Source organism: Gammaproteobacteria bacterium (assembly GCA_029880545.1).
GTDB lineage: Bacteria > Pseudomonadota > Gammaproteobacteria > Acidiferrobacterales > SZUA-150 > JAOUOD01.
Genome location: JAOUOD010000003.1, coordinates 13,794 through 27,310 on the forward strand (window position 1 = coordinate 13,794; position 13,517 = coordinate 27,310).

Annotated in this window: 10 protein-coding genes; 3 read left to right on the forward strand and 7 right to left on the reverse strand. The window is 57.2% G+C overall.

Annotated elements, in window-relative coordinates; translation table 11 throughout:
• Positions 1-2: 2 nt before the first annotated feature.
• From OEZ10_04125 to OEZ10_04155, 7 genes are all read right to left on the reverse strand, one after another.
• Positions 3-584, reverse strand: coding sequence for an RnfABCDGE type electron transport complex subunit A (locus OEZ10_04125; GenBank protein ID MDH5632162.1), 582 nt, complete (start codon positions 582-584; stop codon positions 3-5).
• Positions 574-1,242 (reverse strand): electron transport complex subunit E, encoded by a 669-nt coding sequence (locus OEZ10_04130; GenBank protein ID MDH5632163.1) that lies wholly within the window; start codon positions 1,240-1,242, stop codon positions 574-576. Before OEZ10_04130 ends, OEZ10_04125 begins: the two co-directional genes overlap by 11 nt.
• The gene (locus OEZ10_04135) at positions 1,232-1,918 is read right to left on the reverse strand and encodes an RnfABCDGE type electron transport complex subunit G (protein MDH5632164.1); all 687 of its coding nucleotides are present in this window, start codon (positions 1,916-1,918) and stop codon (positions 1,232-1,234) included. The genes OEZ10_04130 and OEZ10_04135 overlap by 11 nt, the downstream gene beginning before the upstream one ends.
• Entirely contained in the window at positions 1,915-2,976 is a 1,062-nt protein-coding gene (locus OEZ10_04140; protein MDH5632165.1) for an RnfABCDGE type electron transport complex subunit D, read from the reverse strand. Before OEZ10_04140 ends, OEZ10_04135 begins: the two co-directional genes overlap by 4 nt.
• 2 nt (positions 2,977-2,978) lie before the next feature.
• On the reverse strand, positions 2,979-4,334 hold the full coding sequence (gene rsxC, locus OEZ10_04145) for an electron transport complex subunit RsxC (protein ID MDH5632166.1): 1,356 nt from the start codon (positions 4,332-4,334) through the stop codon (positions 2,979-2,981).
• A 10-nt stretch (positions 4,335-4,344) separates the two neighbouring features.
• Entirely contained in the window at positions 4,345-9,264 is a 4,920-nt protein-coding gene (locus OEZ10_04150) for a 2-oxoacid:acceptor oxidoreductase family protein (GenBank protein ID MDH5632167.1), read from the reverse strand.
• Between the two features lie 68 nt (positions 9,265-9,332).
• Positions 9,333-10,169, reverse strand: coding sequence for a 4Fe-4S binding protein (locus OEZ10_04155; protein MDH5632168.1), 837 nt, complete (start codon positions 10,167-10,169; stop codon positions 9,333-9,335).
• A 172-nt stretch (positions 10,170-10,341) separates the two neighbouring features.
• Here OEZ10_04155 and OEZ10_04160 point away from each other — a divergent pair, with 172 nt between their 5' ends.
• From OEZ10_04160 to OEZ10_04170, 3 genes are all read left to right on the forward strand, one after another.
• Positions 10,342-11,259: a LysR family transcriptional regulator gene (locus OEZ10_04160; GenBank protein MDH5632169.1), complete on the forward strand. Its 918-nt coding sequence runs from the start codon at positions 10,342-10,344 to the stop codon at positions 11,257-11,259.
• Positions 11,260-11,363: 104 nt separating this feature from the next.
• A complete protein-coding gene (locus tag OEZ10_04165; GenBank protein MDH5632170.1) occupies positions 11,364-12,560 on the forward strand; it encodes an alpha-hydroxy-acid oxidizing protein in 1,197 nt (398 codons plus the stop codon).
• Positions 12,561-12,568: 8 nt separating this feature from the next.
• A complete protein-coding gene (locus OEZ10_04170) occupies positions 12,569-13,477 on the forward strand; it encodes a DMT family transporter (GenBank protein ID MDH5632171.1) in 909 nt (302 codons plus the stop codon).
• Positions 13,478-13,517: the final 40 nt, after the last annotated feature.

Below are 13,517 nucleotides of genomic sequence, written 5' to 3' on the forward strand. Positions count from 1 at the left end.
GTTCAGCTCCCCAGACCGGCAAATCCCATGAAACTCAGCGACAACATGCCCGCCAGCATCAGGCTTAACGCGGCGCCCTGTGTAATCTTCGGCAGTGACGACAGGTCCAGGCGTTCGCGCAAACCAGCCATCAGCAGGATCGCCAGCGTGAAACCCAGCCCGGCACCAATGCTGTATACCAGTGATTGCGTGAAGTTGTATTCACGGTTGGTCTGAAACAGCGCCAGGCCAAGAATAGCGCAATTGGTGGTAATTAGCGGCAGGAAGATGCCCAAAGCCCGGAACAATGCCGGGGACATTTTTTTCATCGACATTTCCACGAGTTGCACGGCCGAGGCGATCACGGCGATATAACAAATCAGGCGCAGAAACTCGATATCGAACGCTACCAGCATCAGGTTAATAACGTAGGCGCAGACGGAGCTGACCAGCATGACCAGCGTGGTCGCCAGCCCCATGGGCATGGCGGTGTTTAGTTTGCCGGATACACCCAGGAACGGGCATAAGCCGAGAAACAGGCTGAGCACAAAGTTATTGGCCAGCATGGCGTTGAAGAAAATAAACGACAGGGTATCAGTGCTCATGCACCACCTCCGCACGTGTCGAATCCGGTTGCCGGCGCTCGCGCCACCAGGCAAACAGCAGCAGCCAGCCACCCAGCACAAAAAACCCGCCCGGCGGCAGCAGCATGATGATCCAGGGCTCAAAGTTTGCGCCCAGCACCGGGTAGCCCAGCAGGCTGCCGTTACCAAGCAGTTCACGCACGCCGCCGATACACAGCAGCGCCAGCGTAAATCCGATGCCCATGCCGGCAGCATTGACGACAGATTTGGCCAGCGGTTGCCTTGAGGCATAGGCTTCAGCGCGACCGAGAATCATGCAGTTGACCACGATCAGCTGGATGAAGGCGCCGAGCGCGTTGTACAAGTCAAGACTGATCGCCTGTATCGCGTAATCCACCATAGTGACAAAGGTGGCGATGATAATAATGTAGCTGGCAATACGTACTTGCCTGGGTATCAGGTTGCGCATCAGCGACACCAGCGTGCTTGACGCCAGCAGCACAAAGCTCGTGGACAACCCCATGGCTATGGCATTGATCACAGAGTTGGTCACTGCCAGCACCGGGCACATGCCCAGCAACATGACAAACACCGGGTTGTCGCGCCAGATGCCCTGCACGAAGGTGTCGAGCGTTACGCGGTTGTCAGGATTAATATCACTGCCGGCTTTATGGTTCATTCGCAGGTTCCCTGAGCTTGTCCAGTTGCGGCATCAGCACCGGTAACAATGTTTGCGCACTGTTATTAAGCATGTGGCCAACTGCGTTTGAGGAAATGGTGGCGCCGGAGATGGCGTCGATTTGCCAGGCGTTGCGCTTGCGGCCATGTTTGACTGTGACAATGGCGTTGCGCAATGCATCAGCCGAATCATTGAGCTGCGCATCCAGTGCGCGAAAGTTTTCCAGGAACGCCGGGTCCGTATTGATCTTGTCACCCAGCCCCGGCGTTTCCGCCATTTTCAGTACCCGGATACCGGTGATGCACTGGCAGTCGGGTGAATAACCGTAAAGCACGTGAATCTTGTCCTGGTAGCCGACGGCCACGGCTTCGGCGGCAATGCCCTTCAGCTGACCGCTTTCGTCGTAACCGGCATAAATGGTGGCAGCCGCATTGTTGTTTTCCGCAGCAATGCTGACAGTTTTGTCTATAACGCTGAAGTCGCGTCGCGATTGTGCGCCCGGGATGACCTGGAACACCGCTTTTTCTATGGCGTGACGTTTGTTTTCAGCGATACGTTCGGCGGTCAATTCCACGGTTGTCACAACCAGCAAGCCGGAAAGCATGGCGATACTGCCCAGTACCAGTACCAGTCTTGTCGGTGAAACCCTGTCTGCAGTGGCCTTAGCAGTATTCACGGTTTCGCCTCACCACGCTTGCGTCGCGAATCTCCGTACACGCGTGGTTGCGTCAACTGGTCGATAAGTGGCGCGGCGGCGTTGGCCAGCAGGATGGCGTACATCACGCCTTCAGGCAGTCCACCGAACAGGCGTATGACTACGGTTAGCATGCCGATCAGCAGGCCGTAGATCCAGACGCCCAGCGGTGTCACCGGTGAACCGACCATGTCGGTTGCCATGAACCAGGCGCCCAGCATCAGGCCGCCGGAAAACAGCATGAACCAGGGCGATGGATAACGGCCGGCATCATAACCGTGCAAGGCTGCGGCCAGTATTGTTGTGCCCAACATGACTGCTACCGGGATGCGCCAGTCGAGCATGCGTCGCAGCGCCAGGTACAGGCCACACAGTATGATTAATGCTGCCGAGGTTTCACCGATAGAGCCTGCAGTCGCGCCAGCAAACAGGCTCAGTGTGTCGGTATGAACGGATTCAAACTTGGCCAGGCCCAGCGGTGTTGCTCCACTGAAGCTGTCCACCGCCATTTTGCTCCATTGATCAACCGGCAGCGCACGGGTGAACGGCCAGGCCAGTGTTGATGGAATGAGCTCAACGAAGCGCTGTGGCGCCAGCGCCGGTGTCCAGGTGGTAATGGCCACGGGAAACGCGGCCTGGATAAAGGCGCGGCCGATAAGCGCGGGATTGAATACATTAAAACCCAGCCCGCCAAACAACAGCTTGCCCAGGGCGATGGCAACAAAGCCGCTGACTGCACCCATCCATAACGGCAGTGACGGCGGCAGGGTCAATGCCAGCAACAACCCGGTGATGACAGCACTCCAGTCGCGCAAGCTGTTGTCACCATTGCGAGCACGGTTAAACATCGCTTCAGTCAACAGGCAACTGGCGGTGACGACCAGGATCAGCGCCAGCGCGCTGATACCAAAGAGATAAATGCCGTAACCACATACCGGCAACAGCGCATAGACAACATTGCGCATGATTTGTTCGACGGAAGAGTCGGCGTGTGCGTGAGGCGAGGTGCGGAGTTCGATGATTGGCGGTTTACCCGGCATATTCAGGCGGCCTGTTCCCGCAGCCGGGTTTCAAGATTAATTGCCTTGGCGATGCGGAAGTACTGGGTCAAGGGAATATTGGACGGGCAGACATAGCTGCAGCAGCCGCATTCAAAACAGTCGTTGAGATGATAGCGTTGCTCCATTGTTTCGTACTCACGTTTGGTTGCCAGCTGTCCGAGCATTGACGGGTTCAGGTTCATCGGGCAGGCGTCGACACAGCGGGCGCACTTGATGCAAGCATACACGCGCCGGGTTTCGCTGGCGATGCCTGTCTCGTTCAGTACCAGTATACCTGATACACCCTTGGTTACCGGAACATCCAGTGATGCCACGGCGCCACCCATCATCGGGCCGCCAAGAATCACTTCCCTGGCGCTGCCATCAAAGCCTGCGTAGTCGAGCAGGAACGCCATCGGTGTACCCAGTGGAACAACGTAATTCCCCGGCTTGTTGATGCCCGGCCCGGTTACGGTAACCACGCGCTCAACCAGGCCATGGCCTTGCGGCAACAGCATGCCAAGTTCGGCCAGGGTGCCGACATTGCTGGTGACGACACCAATCATGTACGACTGGCCTCCCGACGGCACTTCACGATTGAGCAGGGTTTTGATAAGAATTTTTTCAGCACCTTGCGGGTACTTGGTCTGTACCACTTCGACGCGAATGTTATCGTTTGCAAGCAAGCGTGAACGAATGGCGGCCACGGCATCGAGCTTGTTGTCCTCGATACCAATAACCGCCTGGCTGGCGCCTGTTGCCGCAAGTGTGATGCGAATACCGCTTAGCAGGGCGTCAGTATATTCGAGCATGATGCGATGATCAGTTGTCAGGAACGGCTCACATTCACAGCCGTTGACGACCAGCGTATCAATGCACGCGTCTTCCGGTGGCAGAAACTTCACGTGGGTGGGAAATGCCGCGCCACCCAGGCCAACCATGCCGCATTGCTGTATGGCCTGGACGACATCTTTTGCCGACATGCCGGTTACGTCGCGCGGCGTTTCATACAACACTTCCTGTGATGAACCGGCATAGGGCCTGAGAATAATGGCCTCGGCCTTCGGGCCCTTCGCGGTTGGCATCAGCGTGATGTCGCTGATGACGCCTGTTGCCGGGGCATGCAGGGGCGACGACAGCCAGCCATCGGCGCGGGCAATGGGTTCGCCGCGTATTACTTCCTGCCCCTTGCTGACCAGGGGTATGGCCGGTTTGCCAATGTGTTGTGACAGCGGCAGGATCAGTTGCGGCGCAAATGGCAACCGGCGGATTGCGTGCGCACGCGTCTGATCCTTCCATTGTGGCGGGTGAATGCCGTGACTGAAAGACTTGTGCAACCAGTTTGTTATCAGGCCCATGCTGTTCGCCCTATTGATACTTGGCTGCCCGTTGCATGAGCTTGTCCAGTCCTTTTTCATCCTGCTTGAACGGTGTGCCCGGATGAATTGCGCCGGCAGTGCATTTTTCTGCAGCCCGGACAATGTCCTTGTAGGGCCCGGCCGTGGGATCAACGACATAGGCAAGACCAGTTTCATCGTAGGCAAAGATCTTCGGGTTGATTTCGATGCATTCATCACAGGATGTACATTCGGGTGTATCAATCCACACCGGTTCAAAGTCTGACGACCCGGCAGCCGGCGCTGCTGCAGCAGTCGCCGGCGCCACGGTGGACAGCCGATCGGCATTGGCAAGGTTGGTACCGGATGCGGCCATAGCCATAAGGCTGGCTGTAAGTTTCTGCGCCATATCGGCCCGGGCATCGCGTGCCACCTTGTCGACATCGACCACCTGGTCCAGCCCGGCCAGTGATTTGAGCTGGCGCCAGAACTGCCGACGCTCTTCAGCGGATCGCGCCAGTTCCTCGGTCATTAACATGCGTACCAGGTGATTCTTTTCATCAACAGCCCATATATAGGGATAGCGACCTTCGCGCTCGTCGGCGTCCAGGTCCAGGAACTCATGCAGCGGCACCATTTCATCACCCCAGGTTTCGGCCGTTGCCTTCTTGAAGTGTTTGCGGAACCGGCCCTCGGTGGCGGCAAAGTCAGCAAACGTCAGCGGAACGTCCATGGACTGGGCGTTGCCGTCGTTGTCGACGTACTCAATTTTTACTGTTGGCCAGTCATCATCCATGGCCGGGTTGCCGTCAATGTCGATACAGTCGCGGAAGTTGGTGGCCAGGTCCGGATCAAACTTGAACAGCGGGTAGGCGCGCGATTCCACGGCCAGCCGGCTTTGCATGTCGGTGGCATCATCGGCAACTCCGTGTTCCGGCTGGCACACGGAGTAGAGATTGAACAGCGCCGGACGACGACTGTTCAGCCCCTCGATAAATCCTTCAAGCAGGTGCGTCATATGCGACATGGAACTTTGCAAAACATAGGTCGTTCGATGCGCCATGGCAATGAGGCTGATCTCCTTGCGGGTTTCGGTCTTGCCATGCCAGGCCTTGCCATAAGGCGCCATATCCGAAACCTGGCCAATAAAGCCGGAGGTGCAGGCCTGGCCACCGGTGTTGGAGTACACCTGGGTATCCAGGACCAGCGCCTTGATCGGTCGCCCGGCCATCATCATGCGTGACAGGTTCTGGAAACCGATGTCATACATGGCGCCGTCACCGCCGACCGATACCACCGGCGGACACAGGTGGAATTCCTCGTCGTTAAACTGGCGCCAGTCAAAGCGGGCAAAGAACTCGTCATGTTCGCGCGGGTTGTACTTGCCTTGCAGTTCCAGTTCGGCCATGCGCACAACCTTGAAGCCTTCGGCCATCTTTGTCATGTGGCCTTCAAAGATGCCCATGGCAATGGATGGCGAATCCTGGAACAGGTGATTGGACCACGGGAACGGGTAGGGGTTGTACGGGAAGGTCGATCCCCATACCGATGTACAGCCAGTGGCATTGATGAAGCCAAGATTGGCACGACCCATGTGGGTCTTGCCGTCGGTATATTGCCACTTGAGGTAGCGTAGTTTTTCCAGAAGTTGCGTGGCCCAGCGCAACCAGTCGGGATCAATGGGCAACAGGTCGTGCTCGCTGTCGAGCGTGGCTGACAGCCTGGCCAGCGTCAGGTCACTGTCACCCTGTTGTTCCAGCGCCTGGTAGATGGCATGGGTGTCACCAAGGTCCATAGTGTCGGCAATCTTGATGCGGATATGCCGACCAAGCTGCTCGATCAAATCGTCCAGGTGCTTGACGTGTTTCTGCACACGCGGCTGCATCAACGCTGTCACCGTGCCGGTGAAGAGGTGAATCGCGGTTTTTTCACCGCAACCAAGACAGGCGCCGTCACCACAGACCATGGACTGGTAGTTACGCTTGTCCAGCAGCAGCGTTTCCAGCGCGCCAACCTTTTCATCTATATCATCAATACGAATAAAGTCGGCCGAGGTATTGGGCAGATCCAGCCACAGTTGCCAGTCATGGCGCAGTGATTCAACGGACTCTGTTGTTTGCGTGACTGCTTCGAGGGCGCCATCCTTGCAGACGGTGACACACTCCATGCAACCCTTGCAGGTATACGGATTGATGGTGATGGAAAACAGGCCGCCGCTGCCCTTGCTGCGTTTCTCGCGAACCGTGTAATACGGCTTGGTAATGGCAAACCTGAAGTTGCCCATACTTTCAAGGAACCAGTCAAACTCGGTCTCAAGCTGTTGCTTGCCGTCCACTTCCATGACTGACTCTTCGACAGTCTGTTCAATGGCCTGTTGCAGCAGGTGCGCGACATTGGCTGATTCACCGGCCTCGTCTATCGCGGCGTGCAGTTTTTTCTCAACGGTACGTGTAGCCCGGCGCAGGTGGCGCGTCGGCCGGCCGTTGTTTTCAATACGGCGAATCACCGTGTTGAACACATCGCTCATGGTATTGACCAGTCCGGGAATGGCGGCATCAGGGCAGGTGGAAAAACAGTCGCCGCAGGCGGTACATTTTTCCGGGATGAATTCAGGATGTTCAAAACGGATCTTGGTCATGTCCCGGTAGACACCGGTGGCCGCCGGGATCAGGCTGACACCCATGAACGGATCGACCAGGTTGTCATTGCCTTTGCCGGTGGCATAGAAGTGACCGGTTTGTTCCCAGAACCGGTGAACATCGGAGGCATGGCCATCACCCGCCGGTAACTGTTTCAGCATGACCGGCAAACCGGCAGCACGACGCTTGATGTGATCCCGGGTCAGGCCGAGAGGCTTGTCAGTGATCTCATGGATTTCGTCAAAGCCGCGACGCACCACGCGCAGGTTGTCTTCGACAACACGCTTGCCCTTGTCGCCGAACTTGCTGCGCAACTGGTCTTCGATAGCCTTGAGCAACGACTCTTCGTCCAGCCCCGCCTGTTTCATTGCCTTGGACGTGGCAAAAAACGCGCCCTGGAAGGCATTGCCCTGCATGCGGAATTGCAGCTCAGCGTTGCTGGCTTCCTCGCGGGCTATGCGGAAGCCGTCTACGTAGTAAACGTGAATGTCGTTATCAACAATATACTGTTGACCGTGTTGCGGTATGTGCGCCCAGACTTCCTCGGCCGAGTCGAGGCTGCTCTGAATAATAAAGGCGCCACCCTTGTCGAGACCGGCCAGCGGGTTGGAGTGTTCGAAGACATTGGGGTCAGGCGACAGCACCACGTCGACATGGTGGTATTCGCAATTCAGCGGAATCGGTTCCGGCGCGGCCGACAGGTAGTAGGTGGTGGGCTGGCCTTTTTTCTCTGAACCATATTTCGGGTTAGCCTTGATTTCGTAGTCGAGCAGGTCGAACAGGGTCATGGCCAGGTTCTTGCCGGTGGTAATGGCGCCCCAGCCGCCGACGGAATGAATGCGCACGGTGATGGAGTTCTTCGGCATCAGGTTGGGGTTCTCGCTGCCATGCACCGCCAGTTCACGAATACGGGGGTAGGCATCGAGCAACGCCTGCTGATGAATCTCCTGTTTTGGGGTCATTGCCTGGTCATGAATGAAATCCACTGACAGGTAGAAAAAGCGCCGACGCTTGCCCTCGGGCAGCATGTTTTCAACTGCACCAATCAGTGCTTCCGGTTGCAGGTCGCGGCTGCCCAGACCATAAACGCCGGAATACAGCCTTGGCCTGTCTGCAGGCCTGGCATAGGTGTCATAGGCCGGGTAAGGCTTGTCTTCACCACGGCCGACCTGGTTCTCAAGACACTTGCTGATGACTGCCCGTACCTCGCGCATCAATGGCAGGTCTTCAGCAAGTGGTTGATCGGTACGCTCAAGAACGGTGACGGCTTTTTTGCCTTTCAGTACATGGCCGAGCAGGTCGCCGGGGAATGGTCGGTACATGGTGATGTTGACGACCCCGACCTTGAGCTTGCGGGTTTTGCGCAGGTAATCGGCGATGGCCTCGGCCTGCACAATCATGCTGCCCTGGCCGAGTATCAGGTAGTCGGCATCCTCGGCCCTGTAACTGGCGACACGTTGGTACTGCCTGCCGGTAAGCCCGGCATACTGTTTCATGACATCGTCGGTAATGCTGCTGATGTGTTCGAAGAAGTAGGGTCGTTGCGCCGCCACCGACTGCATGTAGGCATCCTGGTTTTGTACGCTGCCTGACAGCATCGGGTTATCCACGTCCCAGACTTCGGGTACGCGACGGCGCTTGTCACCGTAGATCATGCGTTGCGACGGTGTTGGTGTATCAATGATGTCATCCGGCTGGCCGAGGAATTCCTTGATCAGCTCCCGTTCCGGTACTTGCATGGATTCGATCAGGTGCGTGGTCAGGAAGCCGTCCTGGGCAACGGCAGCCGGTGTCAGCGACAGCTCGGCTATCTTGCGCCCGATCAGGTTGAGGTCCGCCGCTTCCTGTGCGCTCTTGGCCATGACCTGGAAGAAACCGGTGTCGTCGATACAGTGATAATCATCATGACCGCAATGCACGTTCAGGCTGGCCTTGGTAATGGCGCGACAACCGATATTGAGCACATAGGGCAGGCGTTTGCCGACCGCGGCATAAAGCGACTCATGCATGAACGCCACGCCTTGCGCCGACGAGAAGTTGGTGGCGCGTAATCCGCTCATGGACATGCCGGCGGTGACAGCGGCCGCAGCATGTTCACTTTCCGGTTCGACAAATATCAGCGGCCTGCCAGATACATTGATATGACCCTTGCTGACTTCCTCGGCCCAGTATTCACCCATTTGTGTTGACGGGGTAATCGGGTAGGCGCCGGCGGCATCACTGGCTTCACGTTCGCACATGATGACGGCGGTGTTGCCGTCTATGGCCTGGCGGATACCCGGGTACTTGATTGCTGTCGTCTGCTTTTTCATGGTTCTGCCCCTTGTGGTGGTACGGCTGCTTGTCTCCTGTGTTGCCTGCTGGTGCTGTTACCAATGAGCTAACCCGGCGGCAGTGGTTGTTGCCGGATAATTTTTCTGGCCTTGAAACCTTTTTGTACGCCGGACTGTTTATCGAGCCAGACGATGGCGCCGGTCGGGCATCGTTCGATGGCGATGCGCGTGGCCAGCGCATTCTTGTCGTAATCGACAATGGCCAGGTTGTGTTCCATGCGCACCAGTCCTTCCGGTGCGTCCAGTGCGCAACGACCACAACCGTCACAGATCACTTCGCATTCAGCCTCGGCCGCGGCACCGGCTTCCTGGTTCTTGCAGGCGACCCAGAGCTGGTGACTGACCGGGTGAATGGAAAACAGCTGGCGTGGACAGATATCAACGCAGTCGCCGCAGGCGGTGCACAGGTCATCAATCACTACCGGCAGGTGATGCGCATCCATAGTGATGGCGTCGAAGTCGCACACCACTTCGCAATCGCCGAGACCCAGGCAACCCCAGGTACAACCCTTGCCACCGCCGGATACCAGGCTGGCCGCCCGGCACGATGGCAGGCCTTCATAATGGGCGCGAATATGGGCGACGTGACTGCCGCCGGCGCAGGCCAGCCGGGCGACGCGCTGTTCGTGTTCGCCGACATCGACGCCCAGGAAATTGGCAATGTGTTGTTGTTCATCGGTGGTGGCGACGGTGCAGGCGCCGGGGTCAAGATCGCCGCGAATCAGGGCTTCGGCAAATTGCCGGCAACCGGCAGTGCCGCAGGCGCCGCAATTGCTGGCCGGCAACATCGATTCAACGTCGTCGATTCGGGGGTCTTCCCAGACATAGAGCTTGCGGTTGGCCAGCGCCAGCACTGCCGCCAGCGTCGAGCCGAGCCCGGCCATAAACAATCCTGCGGTGGCAATGTGCGTTAGTGCTGGCAAACCCGGTTCTCCTAAACCAGAGGAAATTGGTCAAGAATATCCTTACACTTTTTAAGACTAAACAGACACGAACTATTTGTCTCAATAATAATTTCAATGTTTAATATTAAAAATATCAATACAAGGAGCAATCATGACCCGCCACCAGACCTTGTATTACAAGCAGAACCTGCTGAAGCAGTTGCGCGCGTTTTGCCAGGCGGCGCGTACCGGCAATATCACTGAAGCCGCCGAACGCCTGTTCCTGAGCCAGCCGTCCGTGACCCTGCAAATCCAGGCCCTGGAGCGGGAGTTCAATACCCACCTGTTCGAGCGACGCGGACCGCGGATCAGTCTGACCGGCGAAGGCCAGGTGCTTTACAACCTGGCCCAGCCGCTGGTGGACGGCATGGACCGGTTGCACGAAACCTTCGATGCCCATCTCGGCAAGCTGGAGTCGGGCGAACTGAACATTGCTGCCGGTGAATCGACCATCCTGTACGTGTTGCCGGAAGCGACGCGGCAGTTCGTCGAACGCTATCCCGGGATCGAGCTGAAAATGCACAACGTTACCGGTCGCGATGGCATGGCCATGTTGCGCAACAATGACGCTGATTTTGCTGTCGGTTCCATGCTGGAGATTCCCGATGACATTGAATACGAAGCGGTGGTGACCTATGACCCGGTGCTGATAACGCCGCTCGATCACCCGTTGGCAACGAAAAAGAAGGTGACACTGGAAGACATCAGTGAATACGGCCTGATCCTGCCACCGCGTCATTTAAGTACCTGGCGCGTGGTGCAGCTGGTGTTCAGCCAGTACAACCTTAACTACCGGGTAACCCTGGAAGCCGGTGGCTGGGAAGTGATCAAGAAATATGTCGAGCTGGGCCTGGGACTGTCTATTGTCACTGACGTTTGCCTGACCGGTGATGAAAAACTGGTGCGCATTCCGCTGAATGATTATTTCCCCGAGCGAAGTTACGGCATCGTCACCCGCAAGGGCAAATACCTGTCGCCGCAGGCGCGGCGGTTTATTGATATGCTCAAGGCCGTATATCACCAGGCGTAACCGCGTGTTGTCCGTAGTGCTATAGTCTTGTGCATTGACAAAGCCGTGGATGCTGTTGACAACATCAGGGTCATTAATAAATCAGCGCTGAGGAGAAACCGGGTATGGCTGTGAAATTCTTTGGTCGAAGCCTGTACAAGGGCCGGTGTTTCCGCCGGGCATTAAGCATCGACGAGCTGCGCGAAGTGGCGCGTCGGCAGGTACCGTACTTTGCGTTTGAGTACGTCGAAGGCGGAGCCGAGGATGAGCGCGCCTTGCGCTGGAACCGCGGCGCCCTGGAAAACATTCGATTAATCCCCAATACACTGGTTGATACCAGCGATCGCCATCAGCGCATCTCCCTGTTTGACCGGCAATCACAATCACCGTTGATTGTTGCGCCGACCGGATTGAACGGCATGTTGCGTTACCGCGGTGATGCGGCGCTGGCCCGGGCGGCAACGGCAGCCGGTATTCCGTTTACCCTGAGCACGGTATCCAACATGTTGCTGGAAGATGTCGCTGTCAGCGCGCGTGAGGTCGGTGATGCACGCATGTGGATGCAGCTCTACGTGATGAATGACCGTGCTGTTGCCCGAAATATCGTTGAGCGTGCCGACAAGGCCGGTTACGAGGCGCTGGTGTTTACAACCGATGCCAATGTCTTTGGTTATCGTGAATGGGATCGTCGCAACTACCGCGAACCCGGCAAGCTGACCTTGCGCAATATGATGAATGTACCGTTTCATCCTCGCTGGGCCTGGGATGTATTGCGACACGGCATTCCCTGGTTCGACAATATTGTTGACTTCATGCCGCCGGAAGCAAGAAGCGCCAGCGGTGGTGTGGCGTTTTTCCCCAGGTTGTTTGCACCGAACCTGTCCTGGGATGATGTTGCCTGGATACGTGATGCCTGGCCGCGCAAGTTGCTGATCAAGGGGGTAATGAGCGTGGATGATGCGCGCAAGGCCGCTGATGTCGGCTGTGACGGCATTATCCTGACCAATCACGGTGGTCGTCAGCTGGACAGTTGCGTGGCGCCCATCGAAGTCTTGCCGGAAATTGCCGCCACTGTTGGCGAGCGCATGACTATTATAGTGGATAGTGGTTTTTATCGTGGCGGCGACGTGGTCAAGGCTGTTGCCCTGGGCGCGGATGCGGTCATGATCGGCCGTGCCGCGCTGTTCGGTCTTACTGCGGGCGGTGAAGCCGGTGTTGCCCATGCGCTGCACATCATGATGAGCGAGATTGACCGGACCCTGGGCGAGCTGGGCTGTTGTTCACTGGCCGATGTGCATCCCAGTATGCTGGTCCAGGGTTAATTCTTCGAATGCATCACTCCCCCGCTGATTCGGTACACGCCGTTCTGTGGATGACCGGTGCATTACTGTCTTTCTGTTTGCTTGCCGTGGGTGCGCGTGAACTCAGTGGTGGCATCAGCGTCATGCAAATGTTGCTGTTTCGCAGTGTTATAGGTGTCGTCATTATCGGCCTGGTGATCGTGAGCGGGCGGCGTTGGGCACTGTTTGCCAGTGCCCGTCCGCGTCTGCACGGGTTTCGCCACCTGTTTCATTTTGCTGCCCAGTACTGCTGGTTCGTTGGCCTGGGCGTACTGCCTCTCGCCGAGGTGTTTGCGCTGGAGTTCACGGTACCATTGTGGACCATGCTGATCGCGGTATTGTTCCTGGGTGAGCAGGTGACCCGGCGCAAGCTTCTGGCCATTGGCCTGTGCCTCGCGGGTGTGGTGTTAATCGTCCGGCCGGGATCCGGTGTCATGAACATGGCATCAGCCATTGTTATAGTCGCTGCCATCCTGTTCGCCATCTCCCACAGTGCCACCAAGGCGCTGTCGTCTTCCGAGCACCCGCTGACGATCCTGTTTTACATGTGCCTGGTGCAGCTGCCTCTTGGCCTGGTACTGTCGATACATGGCTGGAAGCAACCCGAATCCGGTCACTGGCTGTGGATCGTGGTGATTGGTATTACGGCATTGACAGCACATTACTGCATGACCCGCGCCATGCATCATGCCGAGATCACTACCGTGGTAACGCTGGACTTTTTCCGCCTGCCCTTGATCATCCTTGTGGGCGTGGTTTTCTACCACGAGTCGTTTGACGGCTGGTTACTCGCCGGAGCGGCCTTGATGCTTTTCGGTAACCGGATTAATCTTGGTGGCAGCAACGTGGTCCCGGTGTCGCCGGATCCGCAGCACGAACCAGTTGAACTACGGCGCTGAACCATTACCGAGATAGATGGTCGATGCAAATAGCGCATGC